Raw genomic sequence first — 25,068 nt, forward strand, 5'->3', positions numbered from 1 at the left:
CTGGTCGTTTTGCTGGCAAACCTGTCTGTAACGCACGCTGTTTGGGGCTGACTATACTGTCGTTTCGAGCAGATGATTTACTAAAAGAGTTTAACATTATCAGGAGAGCATTATGGCTGTTACTAATGTCGCTGAACTAAACGCCCTCGTCGAGCGCGTCAAAAAAGCCCAGCGTGAATATGCCAATTTCACTCAAGAGCAGGTTGACAAAATCTTCCGCGCCGCCGCTCTGGCCGCTGCAGATGCTCGAATCCCCCTCGCTAAAATGGCTGTTGCCGAATCCGGAATGGGTATTGTTGAAGACAAAGTGATCAAAAACCACTTTGCTTCTGAATATATCTACAACGCTTACAAAGATGAGAAGACCTGTGGCATCCTCGATGAAGATGATACCTTCGGGACTATCACCATCGCCGAACCTATCGGGATCATCTGCGGTATTGTCCCGACGACTAACCCGACTTCTACCGCTATCTTCAAGTCATTGATCAGCCTGAAGACGCGTAACGCCATTATCTTCTCTCCGCATCCGCGTGCTAAAAACGCCACAAACAAAGCGGCTGATATCGTCCTGCAGGCAGCCATCGCTGCGGGCGCGCCAAAAGACTTGATCGGCTGGATTGATGAACCGTCTGTCGAGCTGTCCAACGCGCTTATGCATCATCCGGACATCAATCTGATCCTGGCAACTGGTGGACCGGGCATGGTGAAAGCGGCTTACAGTTCTGGTAAACCAGCAATCGGTGTTGGTGCCGGTAACACCCCGGTGGTTATCGATGAAACCGCAGATATCAAACGTGCGGTTGCGTCTGTACTGATGTCCAAAACATTCGATAACGGCGTCATCTGTGCTTCAGAGCAGTCTGTTGTTGTCGTCGATTCTGTTTACGATGCCGTACGCGAACGTTTCTCAACGCATGGCGGTTATCTGCTGCAGGGCGCAGAGCTTAAAGCCGTACAGAATATCATTCTGAAAAACGGTGGTCTTAACGCTGCTATCGTAGGTCAGCCTGCGGTGAAAATTGCGGAAATGGCCGGTATTACCGTGCCGTCCAGCACCAAAATTCTTATCGGTGAAGTTTCACTCGTTGATGAGAGCGAACCGTTCGCTCACGAAAAACTCTCCCCTACCCTTGCTATGTACCGTGCGAAAGATTTCGAAGATGCGGTAGAAAAAGCGGAAAAACTGGTTGCCATGGGTGGTATCGGTCATACCTCCTGCCTGTATACGGATCAGGACAACCAACCGGCTCGCGTCAGCTTCTTTGGCGACAAAATGAAAACCGCGCGTATTCTCATCAATACGCCGGCTTCTCAGGGCGGTATCGGGGATCTCTACAACTTCAAACTGGCACCGTCTCTGACGCTGGGTTGCGGCTCATGGGGTGGTAACTCCATCTCTGAAAACGTTGGTCCGAAGCACCTGATCAACAAGAAAACCGTTGCTAAGCGAGCTGAAAACATGTTGTGGCATAAACTTCCGAAATCTATCTACTTCCGTCGCGGCTCGCTGCCGATTGCAATGGACGAAGTGATTACCGACGGTCACAAACGCGCCATGATCGTGACTGACCGCTTCCTGTTTAACAACGGTTATGCGGATCAAATCACCTCTGTGCTTAAAGCAGCGGGCGTTGAAACCGAAGTGTTCTTTGAAGTAGAAGCTGACCCGACATTAAGCGTTGTACGTAAAGGCGCTGAACTGATGAACTCCTTTAAACCGGATGTCATCATCGCGCTGGGCGGCGGCTCTCCGATGGATGCGGCGAAAATCATGTGGGTCATGTACGAGCATCCGGAAACCCACTTTGAAGAACTGGCACTGCGCTTTATGGATATCCGTAAACGTATCTACAAGTTCCCGAAAATGGGTGTGAAAGCGAAAATGATCGCTGTCACTACAACGTCCGGTACCGGTTCCGAAGTTACCCCGTTTGCGGTCGTGACCGACGACGAAACCGGCCAGAAATATCCGCTGGCAGACTACGCGCTGACGCCGGATATGGCGATTGTGGACGCTAACCTGGTAATGGACATGCCGAAATCGCTGTGCGCGTTCGGTGGCCTGGATGCTGTAACGCACGCACTGGAAGCTTACGTTTCTGTTCTGGCCTCTGAATTCTCTGACGGTCAGGCGCTGCAGGCACTGAAACTGCTGAAAGATAACCTGCCGGCTTCGTATCATGAAGGTTCTAAAAACCCGGTAGCGCGTGAGCGTGTACACAGTGCAGCTACTATCGCTGGTATCGCGTTTGCGAACGCCTTCCTGGGCGTGTGCCACTCAATGGCACATAAACTGGGTTCGCAGTTCCATATCCCGCACGGTCTCGCGAACGCCCTGCTGATTTCTAACGTTATCCGCTATAACGCGAACGATAACCCGACGAAGCAGACCGCCTTTAGCCAGTATGATCGCCCGCAAGCGCGCCGTCGTTATGCTGAAGTTGCCGATCACCTTGGCCTGTCTGCACCGGGTGACCGTACCGCCGCGAAAATCGAGAAACTGCTGGCGTGGCTGGAAAGCATTAAAGCTGAACTGGGCATTCCGAAGTCCATTCGTGAAGCGGGTGTTCAGGAAGCTGACTTCCTGGCGCATGTCGACAAGCTGTCCGAAGATGCTTTCGATGACCAGTGTACTGGCGCTAACCCGCGTTATCCGCTGATTGCCGAGCTGAAACAAATCCTGCTGGATAGCTTCTACGGTCGCGAATACAAGGAAGGCGCAGAAACTGCAAAAGCGGAAACCGCCCCGGTCGTGAAAGCTGACAAAAAAGCCAAGAAAACCGTTTAATCTGGCTTAAAATTATAAACCCGCCTCCCGGCGGGTTTTTTTATGCCTGTTATAACATCCTCAGCGGTACCGATAGTTACTCAAGCGCTGTTAATGGATTAGATGCAGAGGCTTAATGCGAGAATTCCCTCTTCTGCGGATGGGCTGTGTTGCGATGCTATGAGCCAGATTTCGGCTAACGCACCACCACTCCACGATATACCGCTGACCATACATCAGGCCTGTTACCCCTCATCCCCATAAAAAAGCCTCAGCGCATTTCTGAGGCTTTTTTTACAAACGGGACAGTTACCTAAACCGTATTGATTAAACACCTTGTATGGCTTTTAGCGAGCCTTTTTCCAGTGCTTCTTTATAATGCTTCCGGCATACGGACACATAACGCTCGTTACCGCCAATGACGACCTGTTCACCCTCATTGTAAGGTCGTCCTTCTTGATCGAGACGGAGCACCATGCCCGCTTTACGCCCGCAAAAGCAGACCGTTTTCAGCTCAACCAGTTTATCGGACCACGCCAGCAGATATTGGCTGCCGCTAAATAATTCGCCCTGGAAATCGGTACGCAGGCCATAACAGAGCACAGGAATATCCAGCTTATCGACGACTTCGGAAAGTTCATAAACCTGTTCACGGGTCAGAAACTGGCATTCGTCCACCAGCACGCAATGTACTGGTGCGTGGTGATGTTGATCCTGAATATCATTTAATAAAGAGGTGTGCTGGTTATAAAGCCGTGCAGGCGAGGATAATCCTATACGGGAACTGACCTTCCCTGCGCCAAAGCGATCATCAATTTCCGCGGTATAAACCAGCGTGCGCATTCCCCTTTCCTGATAGTTATATGATGATTGTAGTAATGCCGTCGATTTACCGGCATTCATTGCCGAGTAGTAAAAATAAAGTTGCGCCATCTGCTCGATAACCCTGGCTTAAGTGTTGGTACGTTGCGGCCAGTGTATCATATTCTCTAAGGATCGCGTGCCGCCGCCGTTGCTGACCACACACATGCTTATATAGCGATACGCTCATGGAAAGGACTCAACACTTTGAAACACATTGGCGCCCCGTATTGTGGATAAACTGTGAAGACACTGGGCACTTTAGTCCATTAATCGAAATACTTTTGGTTGGTTCGTATTCTAATATGACAGGCACAAGTGCCACTCAAGGATCTACTAATACAAAGGGAGCATATTTCTTCTTGAGGATAATAAACCCTTAAAAAATGGTGTTTCTCAGGAGAATGCCCGCCTGACGCTCGCGATAGACGACACATTTTCCCCCAGTAGCTTTGTGCGTCACTTCAAGAAAAATTTAAGTTTCGCCTTTTTAAATGACCACAAATAATCCGATATTTTGACTTCCTTACATTCCGACCTATTGCAGAACTGAATTTAAGGCTCTATTATTAGCTCAACACACCACCCCATTATAAGTTTGAGATTACTACAATGAGCGAAGCACTTAAAATTCTGAACAACATCCGTACTCTTCGTGCACAGGCGAGAGAATGTACTCTGGAAACTCTGGAAGAGATGCTGGAGAAATTAGAAGTGGTTGTAAATGAGCGCCGTGAAGAAGAAAGCGCCGCCGCTGCGGAAATCGAAGAACGTACTCGTAAATTACAGCAGTACCGTGAAATGCTGATTGCTGACGGTATTGATCCGAATGAATTGCTGAACAGCATGTCTGCCGCTAAAACCGGCACCAAAGCTAAACGTGCTGCGCGTCCGGCTAAATATCGTTACACCGATGAAAACGGCGAAAGCAAAACCTGGACCGGTCAGGGCCGCACCCCGGCAGTCATCAAAAAAGCTATCGACGAGCAAGGCAAACAGCTGGACGATTTCCTGATCAAGGATTAATTTCGTTCAGACAGTGCTTACGGTGCTGTATAAAAAACCCCGCCATGGCGGGGTTTTTGTTTTTATAGCCTCTTATAATGCTTAAGAGGCGTTCAGCGCAGTGCCTTACAGATTACTCTGCTACGTTATAAAACGCCTTGTACCACGCTACAAAACGTTTAACGCCCTCTTCAACAGAAGTCTGCGGTTTAAAGCCAATCACATTATAAAGCGCAGAAGTATCAGCGCTGGTTTCCAGCACGTCGCCGGGTTGCATTGGCAGCATATTTTTCTGCGCTTCTTTACCCAATGCTTTTTCCAGCGCAGAGATATAATCCATTAACGCAACGGGAGAACTGTTGCCGATATTATAGACACGATAAGGCGCAGAACTGGTTGCCGGCGAGCCGTTTTCCACGGTCCACTGCGGGTCTGCTTGCGGAATAACATCCTGCAAGCGAACAATCGCCTCTGCTATATCGTCGATATAAGTAAAATCTCGACGCATCTGGCCATGGTTATACACATCAATGCTACTGCCTTTAACAATCGCTTGGGTAAATTTGAACAGCGCCATATCCGGACGGCCCCACGGGCCATAAACGGTAAAAAAGCGTAGCCCTGTCGTTGGCAGACCGTACAGATGCGAATAAGTATGCGACATTAGCTCATTGGCCTTTTTCGTCGCGGCATATAAAGAAACCGGATGGTCTACAGAATCATCGGTCGAAAAAGGCATTTTACGGTTGAGACCATAAACCGAGCTGGAGGAGGCGTATAATAAATGCTCAACTTTATGGTGTCGGCAACCTTCCAGAATGTTTAAATGCCCGGTCAGGTTGGCATCCGCATAAGCATGAGGATTTTCCAGGGAATAACGCACCCCCGCCTGTGCCGCAAGATGAATTACGCGCTGCGGTTGATGCTGAGCAAATAAGGTTTCCATTGCCTGACGGTCAGCCAGATCAATTTTTTCGAAATGAAACGCGGTGTGTTTGTTAAGAATATTGAGACGGGCAAGTTTGAGGTTGACGTCATAATAATCATTCAGGTTATCGATACCGATAACCTGGTGACCGGCTGCCAGCAGACGTTCGCTGACGTGAAAACCAATAAAGCCTGCTGCGCCGGTAACCAGAAATTTCATACGATCCTCATTAATTATGCAATGTTAAGGGATGCTCCACGGCCGATTGCATAATAAACAAAGCCGCGTTTGCTGAGCCTTGCCGGATCATACAGGTTACGACCATCAAAGATAACCGGTTCCTTCAGGGAATTTTTGATGAAATCAAAATCCGGCGCGCGGAATGCCTGCCACTCGGTACAGATAATCAACGCGTCCGCACCCTGCAGCGCCGCTTCTTTCGTGCCCATCAGACGTAAGTCGGCACGATGGCCATAAATACGCTGGGTTTCATCCATCGCTTCCGGATCGAAAGCCTGAATGGTCGCGCCACGTTTCCACAGCTCTTCCATCAGCACACGGCTGGAGGCTTCACGCATATCGTCAGTATTCGGTTTGAACGAAAGTCCCCACAACGCGAACGTTTTGCCTTCCAGATTTTCGCCGAAATGACGGCGAATAAATTCTGGCAGCTTCATTTTCTGATCGTTGTTGACATTTTCTACCGCCTGCAGCAGACGCGGCACATACCCGATATGTTCAGCCGTGCGGATCAGCGCCTGAACATCTTTGGGGAAGCAAGAACCGCCGTAGCCACAGCCCGGATAGATAAAGTGGTAACCGATACGGGGATCAGAACCGATACCCTGACGTACTTTCTCGATATCTGCGCCCAGGCGTTCCGCCAGGTTTGAAATCTCGTTCATAAAGCTGATTTTAGTCGCCAGCATGCAGTTGGCGGCGTATTTGGTCAGCTCTGCGCTACGGATATCCATCAGGATCATGCGGTCGTGATTGCGGTTAAACGGCTCATAGAGCTCACGCAGCAGCTCAACGACGTCGTCGTTGTCGGTACCGACAACGATACGCTCAGGACGCATGCAGTCTGCTACCGCAGCACCCTCTTTCAGGAACTCCGGGTTAGACACTACGTCGAACGGGAACTCCGCACCACGGGCTTTCAGCGTTTCGCTCATAACCTGGCGCACTTTGTCAGCAGTGCCCACCGGAACGGTGGACTTGTCCAGCACCACTTTATGGCTGGTCATGTGCTGAGCGATCGTGCGCGCTACCGCCGTGACGTATTTCAGGTCAGCGGAGCCGTCTTCGTCCGGCGGCGTGCCCACGGCGATAAACTGCATTACGCCGTGGTTAACGCCTTCAGCCGCGTCAGTGCTGAAATGCAGACGCCCTTCTTCATAGTTTTTCTTCACCAGTGGCGTCAGGCCGGGCTCATAAATCGGGATGACACCCTTTTTCAGGTTCTCGACCTTATTGGCATCAACGTCGATACACATTACGTCATGCCCAACTTCTGCCAGTACAGCAGCCTGCACCAGCCCCACGTAGCCAATACCAAATACGGTTACTTTCATTACGTTGTCCCGGGTGATTAATTACTTCTTGTCGCCAACGGTCTCGTTGAGCCAGGTTTTAAACTCTTCACCCAGCGTCTTGTGGCGAATTCCGTATTCCACAAAGGCCTGCATATAACCCAGTTTGTTGCCGCAATCGTGGCTTTTGCCTTTCATGTGGTACGCCTCGACGGTCTCTTTATCCATCAGCATGGCGATAGAGTCGGTCAACTGGATTTCGTCACCGGCTCCCGGAGGGGTTTTAGCCAGCAGAGGCCAGATATCCGCGCCCAGCACGTAACGACCTACAACCGCGAGGTTAGACGGCGCGACATCGGCTTTCGGTTTTTCAACAATGCCAACCATCGGCACGCTGTCGCCAGCCTGCAGCTGCGCGCCCTGGCAATCCACAACGCCGTACGCGGTAACATCAGCGACCGGTTCAACCATGATTTGGCTGCGGCCCGTCTCGTCGAAACGTTTAATCATTTCTGCGAGGTTGTCCTGAGACAGATCGGATTCGAATTCGTCCAGAATCACGTCTGGCAGAATAACCGCGACCGGCTCGTCACCTACGACCGGATGCGCGCACATAACTGCGTGCCCCAGGCCCTTCGCCAGACCCTGGCGTACCTGCATGATGGTGACGTGCGGCGGGCAGATAGACTGCACTTCTTCCAGCAACTGGCGCTTAACGCGTTTTTCCAGCATCGCTTCAAGTTCAAAGCTGGTATCGAAGTGGTTTTCGATGGAATTTTTTGAGGAGTGAGTGACCAGAACAATCTCAGTAATGCCAGCGGCAATACACTCATTAACGACATACTGAATTAACGGTTTATCCACCAGCGGCAGCATCTCTTTTGGAATCGCCTTCGTGGCCGGCAACATCCTGGTTCCTAATCCCGCAACAGGGATTACTGCTTTTTTCACTTTCGAATTAATGGCAGCCATTGAATATTCTCCTGGACTGTTCAAGTTTCACACTTGTTCGTCAATTAAAAACGCGTTCGAGTATATCAGCTTAGAATTGGGGAAAGAGTCTGAATACCCTTATGTCATGGCAATTTAGGACAAATACGAAGAAAACTGACGCGATATTAGCACCTGGGCAGATAGCCTGGAAAAGCTATCTGCATCAGATAAATCAAATGCTCATTCCGCAGACAACATGAGTCTTAAACGGCCGCCCGCACCCCAAACCTGGCACTGCCAGGATTCACAGCGCTGGCTGATTTGATTTAAGTAAGTATTGCCTAAGGTGCCCAAAGGGACACCATTACTGAGCTGAATTTGGTTATCACCGGTATTAAGCGTGGCGTTAAGACCCGCTGAGACTAATATGAGGTTTTTTAATTCGCTGTGGTAATAACCGACCAGGAGAGGAAACTGTCCATACAAGTTCGCCTGGCGCAATAATTGATTTACCTGCTTAAGTAAAGCCCCAAGCTCCGGTAAACGCTGACGTTCTCGGGAAAGTTGTTCTTGCAACAAACCATTAAACAACGCGCGTAATAATAACGCCGCCAGCACGCCGTTATCGCCGGCGCGCGTGACATCAAGGCAATAAAACGCAAGATCGTTATCTGAAATAGGCGCGATATCCAGCACCAGGCCCAGCTCATCGGCGGCAACCAGTTGCCGATAATTAACACGACAGTGCGACATCACCTGTTGCACTGGAGGCTGAAGCTCTTTCAACAATTTCGCGGCCGCATGGGGGTTATTGACCAGCGCATCCCAGTCCTGGAACAGCCGCTCCTCTTCCTCGACTCGCGAGTTGAACATATTGGGATAGAGGCAGGCGTAAACGGTTTCACGCAGCCGGTTAAAATCTTTAACGGGCTTGAGCAACACATCCTGTACGCCAAGGCGCAGCGCTTTGGCAATATCGGCCATGTTATCAGTGGCGGAGATAACCAGAATGGGCGTTTGATTGCCGTCGTTGCGAAGCCGCTCAATCAGCTTCAATCCGTTCATACGTGGCATTTCCAGATCGCAAATCAGCAGATCCGGCGAGGTGCCTTGCATTTTTTCCAGCGCATCGACGCCATCTTCAGCGCCCTGCGTCTGTGCGCCTAATGAAGAAAGCCATGCATCAAGCATCGAGCGAAAAACGGCTTCATCTTCAACAATGAGGATCTGTTTTCCGGCTAATGGTTGCGTCATCTCTCCCCCCCTGAATGACTTATTGCCAAGTTTGGCATGTTCAGGCGGGCCCTGCCTGTCAGAATTGCCCGAAGAATGTAAGCGCAACAGGAAGAAATATAACGCTTTTGCGCCTGGCGCCGTGAAGCGGGGGTGATAGTGCCCTGTGTCCAAAAGATAAACTGCAGCATGTGTATACTTTATTTTATACCTTTGTGTGAGGCTAAGCCTTGCTGTGTATGTTCGTCCGGCATGAAACGCCTGGACTAAAAGTCTGCATTGTTCGCAGCATCGGTACGAGCCGGAAAATTCACCGCCCAGAGCCTGAGGCTGCGGGCAGCGTGGCATCAAGGCCGCCGCTCGGTTAACATAGTGCCGCTGTGGCGTTTAACGCCTTAATTTTGTCCTCAAGGAGAAATCGTGTCGGAACTTTGTCCTTGCGGTAGCGCTCTGGAGTATAGCCTATGTTGCCAGCCTTATCTTTCTGGTAACCGGAGCGCAGCCCTTGCATCACAACTTATGCGCTCTCGTTACTGCGCGTTTGTGATGAAAAATGCGGATTATCTGATAAAGACCTGGCATCCCGCCTGCCAGGCTGACGCCCTGCGCGCTGATATCGAAGCGGGGTTCGCCCATACACAATGGCTTGGCCTGACGATTTTTGAAGAAGCGCCGGGTCATACCGAAAGCGAAGCGTACGTCAGTTTTGTGGCGCGTTTCCAGGAAAATGGTAAATCTGGCGCGCTAATTGAGCGGTCACGTTTTCTGAATGAACAGGGCCGCTGGTACTATATCGACGGCACCCGCCCGGTGTTCGGACGCAACGATCCGTGCCCGTGTGGCTCCGGGAAAAAATTTAAAAAGTGTTGCGGGCAATAACACCGCTGACTGACAACACATCTGGCAAACCATCAACAGGATCACCCCTGCAATGCAAGCATTACAACGTAAAGTACTGCGTACCATCTGCCCCGATCAGAAAGGGCTCATCGCACGCATCACCAATATTTGTTACAAGCACGAGCTGAATATCGTGCAGAACAACGAATTCGTCGATCATCGCACCGGCCGCTTTTTCATGCGTACCGAACTGGAAGGCATTTTTAACGACGCGACGCTGCTTGCCGATCTCGACAGCGCGCTGCCAGCCGGCTCCGTGCGTGAACTGAACCCGGCCGGTCGTCGCCGCGTCGTGATTCTGGTGACGAAAGAGGCGCACTGCCTGGGCGATTTGCTGATGAAAGCCAACTACGGCGGTCTTGATGTGGACATCGCGGCGGTGATAGGCAACCACGACACGCTGCGCCCGCTGGTGGAGCGTTTTGATATTCCGTTTGAACTGGTGAGCCACGAAGGGCTGACGCGCGAGGCGCACGATAATTTGATGGCAGACGCCATCGCCGCGCACGATCCAGATTACGTCGTACTGGCGAAATATATGCGCGTGCTGACGCCCGATTTCGTTGCCCGCTTCCCGAACAAGATAATTAATATCCACCACTCCTTCCTGCCAGCATTTATTGGCGCGCGCCCTTATCATCAGGCTTACGAGCGCGGCGTGAAAATCATCGGCGCTACGGCGCACTATGTGAATGATAATCTGGACGAAGGCCCGATCATCATGCAGGACGTTATCCATGTGGATCACACCTATACGGCGGAAGATATGATGCGCGCCGGGCGTGATGTCGAGAAGAATGTGCTGAGCCGCGCGCTGTATCAGGTACTGGCCCAGCGCGTGTTTGTCTACGGCAACCGCACCATCATTTTGTAAGAAATGGCCCGTTTTGTTCAGGTTTACAACGTTACGGGCAAAAAGTACGCAAACAATCGTTATTGATTCACGGAATACTTTACAGGGGCGCGTCATTTGATATGATGCGCCCCGCTTCCCGCAGTGGAGGCAGGCCAGTAAAAAGCATTACCCCGTGGTGGGGTTCCCGAGCGGCCAAAGGGAGCAGACTGTAAATCTGCCGTCATCGACTTCGAAGGTTCGAATCCTTCCCCCACCACCATCTTCAACCATAGCGATGTGGTTATCTCGTTAAGTGCCCATAAGGAAAGCTTAGCGGGAAGGGTGAGAACCTTCGATAAAGGTTCGAGTCGAGCGAAAGCGAGACAACGTTGCCGCAGGCAACGGCCCGAAGGGTGAGGCGCGAAGCGACGAATAATCCTTCCACCACCATCTACAATGCGTGCATTTCCCCTGGTGGGGTTCCCGAGCGGCCAAAGGGAGCAGACTGTAAATCTGCCGTCATCGACTTCGAAGGTTCGAATCCTTCCCCCACCACCATCTTCAACCATAGCAATGTGGTTATCTCGTTAAGTGCCCATAATGAAAGCCTAGCGGGAAGGGTGAGAACCTTCGATAAAGGTTCGAGTCGAGCGAATGCGAGACAACGTTGCCGCAGGCAACGGCCCGAAGGGTGAGACGCGAAGCGACGAATAATCCTTCCCCACCACCATTTTCTGTATCTCGCTCTATCTCTTACTATTCCTGTCTTATGCATCCTCTTTCTCCTCGTCAGGGAAGAATGAAGGGTGAGGCGCGAAGCGCCGAATAATCCTTCCTCCACACCCTCTTCTGTATATCGCCCTATTCTTTCTGTTTCTTACACAGCCAACGGTGCTGACAGCAAGCCAGGTGCTCAGCCCCAGCAGGGCTATTGCAGAAGGATGGGACAGCGTGTGTTCTGCGTCGTGAATGCATGGCTCGCCGGGCGGCGGCATGCTCACGCTCTGCCCGCCTTAACGCGAAGAGGGTTCTGTCACGACAGACGGAAATCGTGCGATGCCATGCACGGTGTAAACGGTGGCATTCCTCTGTGGCCAGCGCGTTCATGTGTAATCTGCAGAGGGGAAATTCTCAGAGATGGCGGAAAACGCGGCAATAACATAAAAAACGCCGCCCCGAACAGGTCGGAGGCGGCGGGATTTAACGTCCGGGGGCGCAGCCCGCCCCGTTAATGCTGAAGGTCAGTGGCGTCAGAGAACAACACGCTTAGCGGCGCGCACGCACGACCTGATATTTGCGGGTCAGATATTCCACCGGCGCACTCCAGACATGCACCAGACGGGTGAACGGGAACACCAGGAACAGCGTCATGCCCAGCATCAGGTGCACGCGATAAATAAACGCCACGCCGTCCAGATGTTCTGCGGCACCGCTTCGGAACGTCACCACGCTTTGCGCCCAGCCCACCAGCTTCATCATTTCGCTGCCGTCCATATGCTGTGCCGAGAACGCAATGGTGATAAGCCCGAGCGTACACTGCGTCATCAGGAGTGCCAGAATCAGAATATCCGCCCCGGTCGATGTGGCGCGCACGCGCGGGTTAAACAGGCGACGTTTGAGCAGCAGCAGGCCGCCGACCAGCGTCATCACGCCGAAAACCCCGCCCGCGACCATCGCGAGTTGCTGTTTGACCGCGATCGGCAGGAATGACTCGTACATCCAGTGCGGCGTCAGCATCCCAAACAGATGGCCGAAGAAAATACCGAGGATCCCGAAGTGGAACAGGTTTGAGGCCATGTTCATCCCTTTGCGATCCAGCATCTGGCTGGAGGCCGCACGCCAGGTGTACTGCCCGTAGTCGTAGCGCAGCCAGCTGCCCACCAGGAACACCGTACCGGCGATGTACGGGTAAATACTAAAGAAGAACATATTAAGGAAGTGCATTATTGCTGTCCTCCGGCAGAGATATTCAAATATTGCGGAGCGACCGCTCCGGCGAAGCGGCGCTGATGCGCGGCAATGTCAGACTCGCCGCAGCCCTGGTCTGCAAAGAATTTCACTTGCTCTTCTTCCCAGACTGCGTCCAGCGCCTGCGGCGTGTCGTCGCGCGCTTCTTCGGCGATTTTTTCGCTCACTTTGGTGGTATCGACCCTGGCATCAGAAAGCGCAATGAGCAGGTCAAACAGCACCGCGTAACGGCTTTCGCGCTGTTTCAGGCGTGCACCAAGCAGCGCCAGAATCGGCGCAATGTCGCGCAGGCCGCTTACCGCTTCTTCCACCGGCTGCTGCGCCAGATACTCAAGATAAAGCGGCAGATGGTCAGGCAGCTCGCGGCTGTCCAGCACCAGACCCGCGCGCTCATACTGCGCCAGCAGATCCACCATCGCCTGGCCGCGATCGCGCGATTCGCCATGCACGTGTTCGAACAGCAGCAGCGATGTCGCACGGCCGCGGTCGAACAGTTCGCTGTACGCCGCCTGGGCATCCAGCAGATCTTCCTGCAGCAGATCGCGGATAAACACGCCCAGATGATGGGCGTTTTGCAGCGACAGGTGTTGCGTATCGGCCAGGGCGTCAAACAGCTCCTGCTGATGCTGCCACAGGGCAGCATCCGGGTACTCCAGCAGGCGGGAGATCATCAGCAGTTCGGTCATTGGCGCGGCTCCGTTTTCACCGTCACGTCGATGGCGTCGATGCGACGGCTGTTGAACAGGTTGAATTTACTATCCGATCCGTGGCAACCATCGCCGAAGCTAAAGCCGCAGCCGTTACGTTCCGGGAACGCGTCACGCGCCAGTTCACGATGGCTCGACGGCACCACGAAGCGGTCTTCGTAGTTAGCGATAGCGAGATAGCGATACATCTCCTGCGCCTGCGCCTCGGTCAGTCCCACGTCTTCCAGCGCACGAACATCATTCACGCCGTCAACGGTTTCTGCACGTTTGTAATGACGCATCGCCAGCATACGCTTGAGCGCCAGTAGCACCGGTGCGGTGTCGCCCGCAGTCAGCAGGTTCGCCAGGTATTGCACCGGAATACGCAGGCTATCTACATCCGGCAGGATACCGTTACTGCCAAGCTCGCCCGCGTCTGCCGCCGACTGAATCGGTGACAGTGGCGGCACGTACCAGACCATCGGCAGCGTGCGGTATTCCGGATGCAGCGGCAGCGCCAGCTTCCAGTCCATCGCGAGTTTCCACACCGGCGACTGTTGCGCGGCATCGATCACACTCTGCGGCACACCGTCTTTCAGCGCCTGTTCAATGACCGCCGGATCGTTCGGGTCAAGGAACACATCCAGCTGACGCTGATAGAGATCGGTTTCATGCTCGGTGCTCGCTGCCTGCTCAATGGCGTCTGCGTCATAGAGCAGCACGCCCAGGTAACGAATACGGCCTACGCAGGTTTCAGAGCAAACCGTCGGCATCCCCGCTTCGATACGCGGATAACAGAAGATGCACTTCTCAGATTTACCGCTCTTCCAGTTGAAGTAGATTTTTTTGTACGGACAGCCGGTGATGCACATCCGCCAGCCGCGGCATTTGTCCTGGTCTATCAGCACAATGCCGTCTTCTTCACGCTTGTAAATCGCGCCGCTCGGACAGGTCGCCACACACGCCGGGTTCAGGCAGTGCTCACACAGGCGCGGCAGATACATCATGAAGGTGTTTTCGAACTGGCCGTACATCGCCTTCTGCATGTTCTCGAAGTTCTTGTCATGCGAACGCTTGTCGAACTCGCCGCCCAGGATCTCTTCCCAGTTCGGGCCCGTTTCGATTTTGTTCATCCGCTGACCGGTGATTTTCGAGCGCGGACGGGCGATCGGCTGATGTTTACCTTCCGGCGCGTTATGCAGATGCTGATAGTCGTAGTCAAACGGTTCGTAGTAATCATCGATGCCCGGCAGATGCGGGTTGGCGAAGATTTTACCGAGCAGCATGCCACGGCCGCCCATGCGCGGTTGCAGCTTGCCGTTGATTTTACGTACCCAGCCGCCCTTCCACTTTTCCTGGTTTTCCCAGTCATTCGGGAAGCCCACGCCGGGCTTGCTTTCTACGTTGTTAAACCAGGCGTATTCCATCCCTTCGCGGCTGGTCCAGACGTTCTTACAGGTAACTGAACAGGTATGGCAGCCGATGCACTTGTCGAGATTCAGCACCATGCCGACTTGTGAACGAATTTTCATTTGACGCTCTCCTGTTTCTGGTCGTTGCCTTCGCCGTCTAACCAGTCAATATTTTTCATCTTACGAACCACCACGAACTCATCGCGGTTAGAGCCTACGGTGCCGTAGTAGTTGAAACCGTAAGCGAGTTGCGCATAGCCGCCGATCATATGGGTCGGTTTCGGGCAAACGCGGGTCACGGAGTTATGGATCCCGCCGCGCTGGCCAGTGATTTCCGAGCCGGGAATGTTCACGATGCGCTCCTGGGCGTGGTACATCATCGTCATCCCTTCCGGGACGCGCTGGCTGACCACCGCACGGGCGGTCAACGCACCGTTGCTGTTAAACGCTTCGATCCAGTCGTTGTCTTCAATACCCAGCGCTTTCGCGTCGACTTCACTCATCCAGACAATCGGGCCGCCGCGCGAGAGCGTCAGCATCAGCAGGTTGTCGCTGTAGGTTGAGTGAATGCCCCATTTCTGGTGCGGGGTAATAAAGTTCAGCGCACGTTCCGGGTTGCCGTTAGATTTCTTGCCCATTACCGCTTTCACCGAGCGGGTGTCGATAGGCGGGCGATACACCAGCAGGCTTTCGCCGAAGTCGCGCATCCACGGGTGATCCTGATACAGCTGCTGGCGGCCCGACAGCGTGCGCCACGGGATCAGCTCATGCACGTTGGTATAACCGGCGTTATAAGAGACATGCTCATCTTCAAGGCCTGACCAGGTCGGGCTTGAGATAATTTTGCGCGGCTGCGCCTGGATATCGCGAAAGCGAATCTTCTCTTCTTCTTTATTGGTGGCGAGATGCGTATGGTCGCGACCGGTGAACTCACTCAGTGCCGCCCAGGCTTTTACGGCCACCTGGCCGTTGGTTTCCGGTGCGAGCGTTAAGATCATCTCGGCGGCATCAATCGCCGTGTTCAACATCGGCTGGCCTTTGGCCGGGCCGTCCTGCTTGGTGTAGTTAAGCTTACGCAGCAGATCCATTTCGCTCTGGGTGTTCCAGGCGATGCCTTTGCCGCCGTTGCCAATCTTGTCGAGCAGCGGGCCGATGGAGGTAAAGCGCTCGTAGGTCGCCGGGTAGTCACGTTCCACCGCAATAATGTGCGGCGCGGTTTTACCCGGGATCAGCTCACATTCGCCTTTTTTCCAGTCTTTCACATCCAGCGGCTGCGCCAGTTCGGCGGCGGAGTCGTGCTGAATCGGCAGCGTCACCACATCGGTTTCCACACCCAGATGGCCGACGCACAGCTCGGAGAATTTCTTCGCGATGCCTTTGTAGATATCCCAGTCGCTTTTTGATTCCCAGGCCGGGTCAACGGCTGCGGAAAGCGGATGAATAAACGGATGCATATCCGAGGTATTCATGTCGTCTTTCTCATACCAGGTGGCGGTCGGCAGCACGATGTCGGAGTAGAGACAGGTGCTGGAGAGACGGAAGTCAAGCGTGACCACCAGATCCAGTTTGCCGTCGAGGCCGTTGTCCTGCCATTCAATCTCTTCCGGCTTCACGCCGCCCTGCTGGCCAAGATCTTTGCCCTGAATGCCGTTTTCAGTGCCGAGCAGGTATTTGAGCATGTACTCATGCCCTTTACCGGAAGAGCCCAGCAGGTTTGAGCGCCACACAAACAGGTTACGCGGATGGTTTTTACCGTTTTCCGGCTCTTCCGCAGCAAAGCGGATATCGCCTGCTTTCAGCGCCTTGACGGTGTAATCCACCGGACTCATGCCGGCTTCATCTGCCGCGGCTTTGATGCGCAGCGGGTTGGTGCCAAGCTGCGGCGCAGACGGCAACCAGCCCATGCGCTCGGCGCGCACGTTGAAGTCGATCAGGTGTCCGCTGTAGCGGGATTTATCCGCAAGCGGCGACAGTAAGTCGTCCGCCGTCAGGGATTCATAACGCCACTGACCCGAATGGTTATAGAAGAACGAAGTGCTGTTCATATGACGCGGCGGACGGTTCCAGTCCAGCGCGAACGCCAGCGGTGTCCAGCCAGTTTGCGGACGCAATTTTTCCTGACCTACATAGTGTGCCCAGCCGCCGCCGCTCTGGCCGACGCAGCCGCAGAACACCAGCATATTGATAAGCCCACGGTAGTTCATATCCATGTGATACCAGTGGTTCAGACCGGCACCGACGATAATCATCGAACGACCATGCGTCTTATCGGCGTTATCCGCAAACTCACGGGCGGTGCGGATGATCTGCGCGCGCGGTACACCCGTCACCTGTTCAGCCCAGGCCGGGGTATACGCTTTCACATCGTCATAGCTGGTAGCGCAGTTGTCATCGCCAAGACCACGATCCAGACCGTAGTTGGCAAGCGTCAGGTCATAAACGGTTGCCACCAGCGCGGTACTGCCATCGGCGAGCGTCAGGCGTTTAACCGGCAGTTTGTGCAACAGCACGTTTTCGAGCTTCACGCTGTTGAAATGCTCGCTGCTTTCACCGCCAAAATACGGGAAGCCAACCTCGGCGATATCATCCTGATGGCCCAGCAGGGAAAGACGCAGTTCAGCCTCTTCGCCGCTCGTACCGTCGCGCTGCTCCAGGTTCCACTTGCCTTTTTCACCCCAGCGGAAGCCGATAGAGCCGTTCGGCGCAATCATATCGCCGTCACGGTTATCAAACGCGACCGTTTTCCATTCCGGGTTATTTTCCTGGCCCAGGTTATCGACCAGATCCGAGGCGCGCAGCATGCGGCCTGCGGCGTAGAAGCCGTCGCGCTCTTCGAGCATTACCAGCATCGGCATGTCGGTGTAGCGGCGCACGTAATCAGTGAAATACTGGCTCGGTTTATCGAGGTGGAATTCGCGCAGCATCACGTGGCCCATCGCCATCGCCATGGCGCTGTCAGTGCCCTGTTTCGGCGCAAGCCACAGGTCACAGAGTTTGGCGATTTCAGCGTAGTCCGGCGTCACCGCCACGGTTTTGGTGCCTTTGTAGCGCACTTCGGTAAAGAAGTGGGCATCTGGCGTACGCGTCTGCGGAACGTTAGAGCCCCAGGCGATGATGTAGCTGGAGTTATACCAGTCGGCAGATTCCGGCACGTCGGTCTGCTCGCCCCAGGTCATCGGTGATGCCGGCGGCAGGTCGCAATACCAGTCGTAGAAGCTCAGGCAGGTGCCGCCAATCAGCGACAGATAGCGTGCGCCGGAGGCGTAAGACACCATCGACATCGCCGGGATTGGCGAAAAGCCTGCGATACGGTCAGGGCCGTAGGTTTTGGCTGTCCAGACGTTAGAGGCAGCGATAAGCTCGTTGACTTCCTGCCAGGAGGAGCGAACAAAACCGCCGCGACCGCGGGCTTGTTTGTAGCTTTTCGCTTTTTCGCTGTCTTCCATGATGGACGCCCAGGCATTCACCGGATCGCTGTGCTGCGCTTTTGCTTCGCGCCAGAGTTTGATCAGGCGTTTGCGCATCAGCGGATATTTCAGGCGGTTAGCGCTGTAGAGATACCAGGAGTAGCTCGCCCCACGCGGGCAGCCGCGCGGCTCATGGTTCGGCATATCAGGGCGGGTGCGCGGGTAGTCGGTCTGCTGGGTTTCCCAGGTCACGAGACCGTTTTTCACGTAAATCTTCCAGCTGCAAGAACCGGTGCAGTTAACGCCATGAGTGGAGCGGACAATTTTGTCATGCTGCCAGCGTTGACGGTAACCCTCTTCCCAGTCCCGGTTGGTTTCCAGAAGTTGTCCATGCCCATCGGCAAAGGTTTCGCCTTTCTGCTTGAAATAGCGGAACCTGTCCAGGAATTTACTCATCGGGGGTGTTCTCCTGTGTGGAGCCTGTTGGCTCTCTGGTCAAATCGACATTGGCTCAATTTGCGGGCAAGGTAACGCGCGGTTAAGGCGGCAGAATTGACAACGATCAACGCGGCCTGGCTTAGAAAAAGGGCGTAAAAATGTCATTACCCCCAAAGGATGATCTGTCTATTTTTAGTAACTTACTGTTTTTAATGGATAAAAATTGAATGGTGGTGCGTTTTTAACCGCCTGATGTTACCCGCCGGGTATTAAGGGGTAGTCCGAAAGCGATTGTGATCGCCGCCACGCTACAGACGTTGTTTTTCCTGTGCCTTCACCCCGACGCTGCTGAAACGGGTCCGCCACGCATCAAGTATGTTGTAACTAAAAAAGCCTTAAAAAAAAGCGCGGCCAGGCCGCGCAAAGGATAACCAAAAGGTTAATCGATTAGCGTGCTGATTTACGGCCATAAACGGCCCAGGTCAGCACCACGCAAACAACGTAAAACACTAAAAAGACTTTCATCGCGCCCGCCGGTGACCCGGTCAGCGCCAGCGACGTGCCAAAGGCTTTCGGGATAAAGAACCCACCAATCGCGCCAATCGCCGAAATAAACCCAAGCGCTGCCGCCGTATCGGTCGCGGCTTCACGCATCGCCTGCTCTTCGCTGCCGCCTGCCGCTTTTACGCGATCCATCGTCAGCTTGCGGAAAATCACCGAAATCATCTGGAAGGTGGAACCGCTACCGAGCCCGGCCGTCAGGAACAGCGCCAGGAACACCCCGAAGAATGCCGCGAAATTCCCGCCCGTGCCGCCAGACGGCAGCGTGACGAACAGCAGCGCGCTGAAGATAGCCATCAGCACAAAGTTCACCAGCGTCACGCGTGTACCGCCGAGACGGTCCGAAATCGCCCCGCCCGCTGAACGCGCCAGCGCGCCAAGCAGCGGCCCGAAGAAGGCGAAATGCATCACGTCCACCTGCGGGAACTGCGTTTTCGAGAGCATCGCGAAGCCCGCCGAGAAGCCGATAAACGAACCGAACGTCGCCAGATAGAGCAGGCTCATCATCCACAGGTGGCCGCGTTTCAGCACCGGCAGCTGTGAGCGCAACGAGGCTTTTGACGTCGCAAGATCATTCATGCCAAACCATGCCGCCAGCGTAAACACGGCGAGGAACGGCACCCACACCCAGGCGGCGTTTTCCAGATACAGACGCGTACCGTCGTCCTGCGTCACGCCTTCGCTACCGAACGCGGCAAAGATGGAAAGCGAAATCGCCAGCGGTGCGACGAGCTGCATCACGCTAACGCCAAGGTTACCGAGACCGCCGTTAATGCCGAGCGCCCCGCCCTGTTTCTGTTTCGGGAAGAAGAAGCTGATGTTCGCCATGCTGGAGGCGAAGTTCGCCCCGGCAAAGCCGCACAGCAGGGAAATGATAATAAACGTGCTAAACGGTGTGGACGTATCCTGCACCGCAAAGCCCAGCCATACACACGGGATAATGAGAATACCCGTGCTGAACGCCGTCCAGCGACGACCACCGAATACCGGCACCATAAAGGAGTACGGTACACGCAGCAGCGCGCCGGAGACCGACGGCAGCGCGGTCAGCATAAACAGCTGGTCAGTGGTAAAGCGAAAACCCACTTTATTCAGATTTACCGCCACCGCGCTAAACAACATCCAGACGCAGAAAGCGAGCAGCAAACAAGGCACGGAGATCCACAGGTTGCGACGCGCGGTGCGCTGGCCTAGACGCTGCCAGAACTGGTTGTCTTCAGGCCGCCAGTCGGTAATCAACCCGCTTGTGGGACGTGCCGCAGCGGAAGAGTCAGTCATAAACACCTCAAACATTAAGGGAATACTGCCGCCACGATAGAGCCTGGCCGCGCGCTTAAGTTGATGTAAATCAATGGATAATCGCTCTGCATTTTGTACAAAAATTCACCTTACCCACCAGGGGGTAGGTCAAAGCGTCAAAAAAAGTGTGGTTTTTCAGGCCCGGCGGCGGTGTGGGCGTGACGGATTTACAATGGATGACCTGAATGGCAATAAAGGAGTAATCCCCTGTGGGTATGGGTATACTCCAGGGGATAACTGAGAATAGCCTTAACGCTTGCCTCGATGCCGTCTAAGGAGCGCGCCTCGCCATGCTGAAACGACTCTTTTCACCACTGACTCTCGCTAACCAACTGGCGATGATCGTGCTATTGCTTGCCGGTCTCGGTATGGGCGGGATGGCGCTGGCGGGGTGGCTGGCCCAGGGCGTTCAGGGCAGCGCGCATGCTATCAACAAAGCCGGTTCGCTGCGTATGCAGAGCTATCGTCTGCTGGCCGCCGTGCCGGTGGCAAAAGCGCAAACGGCGATGTTTAACGATATGGAGCGCACCGCCTGGAGTGAGGAACTCGAACAGGCGGCGGTTCGCGACGGCCAGCAGGCCGCGCTGCAGGCGATTCAGCGCTACTGGCGCGACCGGCTCTCCCCGGCGCTGCGCGACGCCCGCTCGCCGCAGGAGGTCAACGCGCAGGTGGCGCAGTTTGTCGCGCAAATAGACGCGCTGGTAAGCGCCTTCGACAGTTCCACCGAGCGGCGCATCGCCCAGGTCGTGATGCTTCAGCGTGGTATGGCGGTGCTGATGGGCCTGCTGCTGCTCTTTACCCTGCTCTGGCTGCGCCGTCGTCTGCTGCGACCGTGGCGGCAACTGCTCGCGATAGCCCACGCCGTTGCGCACCGCGATTTTAGTCAGCGTGCCAGCGTTTCGGGGCGCGATGAAATGGCCACACTTGGCCGCGCGCTCAACAGCATGTCTGCCGAACTTGCCGAAAGCTACGCCAGCCTTGAACAGCGCGTGCAGGAGAAAACCGCAGGTCTTGAGCAAAAAAACCAGATCCTCTCTTTTTTGTGGGAGGCGAACCGGCGCCTGCACTCTGATGTACCGCTGTGCGAACGTCTGGCGCCTGTCCTGACGCGTCTGCAAAGCCTGACGCTGCTGCGTGACATCGCCCTGCGCGTTTATGAAGTGGACGATGAAGAACATTATCAGGAGTTTGTCTGGCAACCGGATGAGCGCTGCGACGAAATTGGCTGTCACCTCTGCCCGCGCCAGCTGCCAGCCGAAACGGAAACCGGCACCACGCTCAAATGGCGGCTTGGCGACAGCCACACGCAATATGGGCTGTTACTGGCCACCCTGCCCGCAGGCTGCCATTTAAGCCGTGACCAGCAACAGCTTATCGACACGCTGATGGAACAACTCACCGCCACACTGGCGCTCGAGCGCCAGCAGGAGCGCAAACAACAATTGCTGGTGATGGAAGAGCGCGCTGCCATCGCCCGCGAACTGCACGACTCTATCGCCCAGTCGCTCTCCTGTATGAAAATGCAGGTGAGCTGCCTGCAAATGCAGGGCGACGCGCTGACGGAGGAGAGCCGCACGCTGCTTGGCCAGATCCGCAACGAACTCAACGCCTCGTGGCGACAGCTGCGTGAACTGCTGACCACCTTCCGTTTGCAGCTTAACGAGCCGGGGCTTAAAGCGGCGCTTGTAGCGAGCTGTCAGGAGTTCAGCGCGCGGCTCGGGTTCCCGGTGGTGCTTGATTACCAGCTTCCGCCACGACGGGTGCCGTCGCATCAGGCCATTCATCTCGTGCAGATCGCACGCGAGGCATTAAATAACGCCCTGAAGCACGCCGGCGCCAGCGCGATTCATGTCAGCGTGACGCTACATCAGGGCCAGGTGCGGCTGTGCGTGGCCGACAATGGGTGCGGCCTGCCGGATAACGCCGGGCGCACCAATCACTATGGCTTAATTATTATGCGCGACCGCGCTCAGAGTTTGCGCGGCGACTGTCAGGTACGGCGACGGACAGAAGGCGGCACCGAAGTGGTGGTGACCTTTATTCCCGATGCGCCGTTCTCATCCGTACCCGCTCTTATAGAAGGAGAAGTTCATGAATAACCCGGAACCGGCCACTATCCTGCTGATAGACGATCATCCGATGCTGCGCAGCGGCGTGAAACAGTTAGTCAGCATGGCGCCCGCCATTACGGTGGTCGGCGAAGCCGGAAACGGCGAGCAAGGCATTGAAATGGCCGAAGCGCTCGACCCGGATCTGATCCTGCTTGACCTCAACATGCCTGGCATGAACGGTCTGGAAACGCTGGACAAACTGCGGGAGAAATCCCTGTCGGGCCGTGTGGTGGTCTTTAGCGTTTCAAACCATGAAGAAGATGTCGTGACGGCGCTCAAGCGCGGTGCCGACGGGTATCTGCTTAAAGATATGGAGCCGGAAGATCTGCTAAAAGCGCTGCAGCAAGCGGCGGCGGGCGAAATGGTCTTAAGCGAGGCGCTAACGCCGGTTCTGGCGGCGAGCCTGCGCGCCAGCCGCGCCACCTCCGGGCGCGATGTGTCACAGCTCACGCCGCGCGAGCGCGATATCCTTAAGCTCATCGCTCAGGGCCTGCCGAACAAAATGATCGCCCGTAAACTTGATATCACCGAAAGCACCGTCAAAGTGCACGTGAAGCATCTGCTGAAAAAAATGAAGCTCAAATCGCGCGTTGAAGCCGCGGTCTGGGTGCATCAGGAACGGATTTTCTAAGGTAGCGGCGCCAGCAGTTCGTAACGCGGATCGTCTGGCGGCAGCGTCTGTACTGGCGTTTGCAACTTAAGCGTTATCCAGTTCGAGGTTACACGCTGGCCCTGCTCATCCTCTACCGTCACCGACAGCCGCCAGCTATTACTTGCCCCCGGCGAGTTATCCCAGGCAGGCATGATCACCGTCCAGCCCTCGGCGCTGTTGCTGTCAAGCGGCGGCGTCAGGCTCAGCGCCTGGGTGTCACCCTGCCAGGAGAGCTGGCGGATACCGTGAAGGCTGCGTACCTGTAACTTCAGCGCCACCGTTTCTCCGGCGCTCAAATCCCAGGGCGGTGTTGCGAGAAACACCGACAGCGTTTTACGCTGGCGAAACTCCAGCACCGGCACACTGGTGCGCTCCACCCGGTCGTAACGACTGCCGCGCAGCGAGCGCGACGCCGCCACTTCGTCCGGGGAGAGTTGCTTATTGAGCGGCACGCCAAACCGGTAGTTAAGCTTCAGTCCTAAATCGTTCTGGCTAACGCCGCTCTCACCCTGGCGGTGATGCGCGCTGACGGTCACAAGCGGCACCGGGGTATAACTCAGCCCCACCTTCACCGCGACCGGGTTGTGGTAACCGGTGCCGCTGTCAAACAGCTCCACCTGATCCCCGAAATATTGCTCAAAGCTCACACTGGTATTGATGTGCTGATAAAACGGCAGGTACGCCTGGGCAGTGACGTCATAGCCGCGCGCCATGCGCTGCTCCAGCAGTCCGGCGCGGTGTTGCCAGCCGCCGAGCGGTTCATAGTAGTTCGCCGACAGACGCAGGTAATCCCCCCACGCTTCGGCGCCAAGCCCGGCACGCGATAAATCTTCATCAAACAGGCGGTCATAAAAGGTGTTATAGCCAAGCAGCCAGTGACCAGCAGCCCAGCGCTGACCGATGCCCGCATTGCCCACCAGCCCCTGATCCTGCTGGCTTACGCCTACCTGAGTCCAGGTAAGATAGCGATCGTTATCCTGCCAGGGCGTGAACAGCGAACCGCTGCTGCCGTTGAAATTGCCCTCTTCGTCCACCAGCAGATCAAGCGTGGCGCTGCCATACGGCGAGAGCAGGCTTTCCGCCTCACTGGTGATGCTGTCACTGACGGCGTCGCGCAAACGCGTAAAGGCAAAGTGGCGCGCCTGCTGGCCTGGCGAGAGCGCGCTGTCGGTCTGGCTCGCCTCACCAAAGGCTTTCGCCATACGGGCAAGATGCTTTTCTGTCGCATCGTTCTCCGGTGCGAGACCAAGATCGGGGAGGTTGTCGCCATTTTCATCGAAGGGGTTTTGCGCCTGGCGCACGTAGTCGTCGCTCTGGCTGGCCGGGTATGCACGGACCGGCAGCAGCGCGGCGGTAAGGAATGACGGAAGGACAACAAATAACCACCGCATCACGTATGAACTTTTCTCTCCTGGACCGGTTTTGCCGGGAATTGTACACATTTGTACAGTATACCATACTGCTTTCCCCGCTTCCGACAAGCCCTGGCGCGGCTTTTCAGCATAATCCTCAGCCCGTTTTCGCGCGGTGCGCTACG

At 55.0% G+C, this 25,068-nt stretch carries 17 protein-coding genes, 2 tRNA genes and 2 other RNA genes; 10 read left to right on the forward strand and 11 right to left on the reverse strand.

What is annotated here, in order from left to right; genetic code table 11:
- Window positions 1-112: 112 nt before the first annotated feature.
- Window positions 113-2,791: a bifunctional acetaldehyde-CoA/alcohol dehydrogenase gene (adhE, locus tag AFK62_RS10750; protein WP_053531899.1), complete on the forward strand. Its 2,679-nt coding sequence runs from the start codon at window positions 113-115 to the stop codon at window positions 2,789-2,791.
- 306 nt (window positions 2,792-3,097) lie between these two features.
- Here the strand turns inward: adhE and tdk are convergent, their stop codons facing one another.
- Complete coding sequence (gene tdk / locus AFK62_RS10755) at window positions 3,098-3,703, reverse strand: thymidine kinase (protein ID WP_007679583.1); 606 nt, start codon at window positions 3,701-3,703, stop codon at window positions 3,098-3,100.
- 540 nt (window positions 3,704-4,243) lie between these two features.
- On the opposite strand from tdk, the gene hns reads away from it, so the two are divergent.
- On the forward strand, window positions 4,244-4,657 hold the full coding sequence (hns, locus tag AFK62_RS10760) for a histone-like nucleoid-structuring protein H-NS (RefSeq protein WP_007679581.1): 414 nt from the start codon (window positions 4,244-4,246) through the stop codon (window positions 4,655-4,657).
- A 112-nt stretch (window positions 4,658-4,769) separates the two neighbouring features.
- On the opposite strand, the gene AFK62_RS10765 is transcribed toward hns, so the two are convergent.
- From AFK62_RS10765 to rssB, 4 genes are all read right to left on the reverse strand, one after another.
- A complete protein-coding gene (locus AFK62_RS10765) occupies window positions 4,770-5,783 on the reverse strand; it encodes an NAD-dependent epimerase (protein ID WP_007679577.1) in 1,014 nt (337 codons plus the stop codon).
- Between the two features lie 14 nt (window positions 5,784-5,797).
- On the reverse strand, window positions 5,798-7,138 hold the full coding sequence (locus AFK62_RS10770) for a UDP-glucose dehydrogenase family protein (RefSeq protein ID WP_007679574.1): 1,341 nt from the start codon (window positions 7,136-7,138) through the stop codon (window positions 5,798-5,800).
- Window positions 7,139-7,159: 21 nt separating this feature from the next.
- Window positions 7,160-8,068 carry a UTP--glucose-1-phosphate uridylyltransferase GalU gene (galU, locus tag AFK62_RS10775; RefSeq protein WP_007679573.1) on the reverse strand — a complete coding sequence of 303 codons (909 nt, stop codon included), beginning with the start codon at window positions 8,066-8,068 and terminating at the stop codon, window positions 7,160-7,162.
- A gap of 201 nt (window positions 8,069-8,269) precedes the next feature.
- Window positions 8,270-9,283: a two-component system response regulator RssB gene (rssB, locus tag AFK62_RS10780; RefSeq protein WP_007679568.1), complete on the reverse strand. Its 1,014-nt coding sequence runs from the start codon at window positions 9,281-9,283 to the stop codon at window positions 8,270-8,272.
- Between the two features lie 399 nt (window positions 9,284-9,682).
- Between rssB and AFK62_RS10785 the strand changes: the two genes are divergently transcribed.
- From AFK62_RS10785 to AFK62_RS21205, 6 genes are all read left to right on the forward strand, one after another.
- Window positions 9,683-10,141, forward strand: a complete 459-nt coding sequence (locus tag AFK62_RS10785) for a YchJ family protein (protein ID WP_071884314.1) — start codon at window positions 9,683-9,685, stop codon at window positions 10,139-10,141.
- A gap of 52 nt (window positions 10,142-10,193) precedes the next feature.
- Window positions 10,194-11,036: a formyltetrahydrofolate deformylase gene (gene purU, locus AFK62_RS10790; protein ID WP_007679563.1), complete on the forward strand. Its 843-nt coding sequence runs from the start codon at window positions 10,194-10,196 to the stop codon at window positions 11,034-11,036.
- A gap of 156 nt (window positions 11,037-11,192) precedes the next feature.
- Window positions 11,193-11,277 (forward strand) — tRNA-Tyr (locus AFK62_RS10795).
- Window positions 11,278-11,318: 41 nt separating this feature from the next.
- A non-coding RNA gene (locus tag AFK62_RS21200) (RtT sRNA) lies at window positions 11,319-11,450 on the forward strand.
- Window positions 11,451-11,470: 20 nt separating this feature from the next.
- Window positions 11,471-11,555 (forward strand) — tRNA-Tyr (locus AFK62_RS10800).
- A 41-nt stretch (window positions 11,556-11,596) separates the two neighbouring features.
- A non-coding RNA gene (locus tag AFK62_RS21205) (RtT sRNA) lies at window positions 11,597-11,727 on the forward strand.
- A 536-nt stretch (window positions 11,728-12,263) separates the two neighbouring features.
- Here the strand turns inward: AFK62_RS21205 and narI are convergent.
- From narI to AFK62_RS10825, 5 genes are all read right to left on the reverse strand, one after another.
- On the reverse strand, window positions 12,264-12,941 hold the full coding sequence (gene narI / locus AFK62_RS10805) for a respiratory nitrate reductase subunit gamma (protein ID WP_007679562.1): 678 nt from the start codon (window positions 12,939-12,941) through the stop codon (window positions 12,264-12,266).
- Window positions 12,941-13,651, reverse strand: a complete 711-nt coding sequence (narJ, locus tag AFK62_RS10810; protein ID WP_007679561.1) for a nitrate reductase molybdenum cofactor assembly chaperone — start codon at window positions 13,649-13,651, stop codon at window positions 12,941-12,943. The genes narI and narJ overlap by 1 nt, the downstream gene beginning before the upstream one ends.
- Entirely contained in the window at window positions 13,648-15,183 is a 1,536-nt protein-coding gene (gene narH / locus AFK62_RS10815) for a nitrate reductase subunit beta (protein ID WP_007679560.1), read from the reverse strand. The genes narJ and narH overlap by 4 nt, the downstream gene beginning before the upstream one ends.
- Window positions 15,180-18,926 (reverse strand): nitrate reductase subunit alpha, encoded by a 3,747-nt coding sequence (locus AFK62_RS10820; protein ID WP_007679559.1) that lies wholly within the window; start codon window positions 18,924-18,926, stop codon window positions 15,180-15,182. The genes narH and AFK62_RS10820 overlap by 4 nt, the downstream gene beginning before the upstream one ends.
- A 429-nt stretch (window positions 18,927-19,355) precedes the next feature.
- The gene (locus AFK62_RS10825) at window positions 19,356-20,747 is read right to left on the reverse strand and encodes a NarK family nitrate/nitrite MFS transporter (RefSeq protein WP_085960986.1); all 1,392 of its coding nucleotides are present in this window, start codon (window positions 20,745-20,747) and stop codon (window positions 19,356-19,358) included.
- 311 nt (window positions 20,748-21,058) lie between these two features.
- Between AFK62_RS10825 and narX the strand changes: the two genes are divergently transcribed.
- Window positions 21,059-22,867: a nitrate/nitrite two-component system sensor histidine kinase NarX gene (gene narX / locus AFK62_RS10830; protein WP_007679554.1), complete on the forward strand. Its 1,809-nt coding sequence runs from the start codon at window positions 21,059-21,061 to the stop codon at window positions 22,865-22,867.
- The gene (gene narL / locus AFK62_RS10835) at window positions 22,860-23,510 is read left to right on the forward strand and encodes a two-component system response regulator NarL (RefSeq protein WP_007679552.1); all 651 of its coding nucleotides are present in this window, start codon (window positions 22,860-22,862) and stop codon (window positions 23,508-23,510) included. Before narX ends, narL begins: the two co-directional genes overlap by 8 nt.
- Here narL and AFK62_RS10840 read toward each other — a convergent pair.
- Entirely contained in the window at window positions 23,507-24,922 is a 1,416-nt protein-coding gene (locus AFK62_RS10840) for a YchO/YchP family invasin (RefSeq protein WP_071884315.1), read from the reverse strand. The two genes, narL and AFK62_RS10840, sit on opposite strands and share 4 nt — an antisense overlap.
- Window positions 24,923-25,068: the final 146 nt, after the last annotated feature.

It is taken from the genome of Cronobacter condimenti 1330 (genome assembly GCF_001277255.1).
GTDB lineage: Bacteria > Pseudomonadota > Gammaproteobacteria > Enterobacterales > Enterobacteriaceae > Cronobacter > Cronobacter condimenti.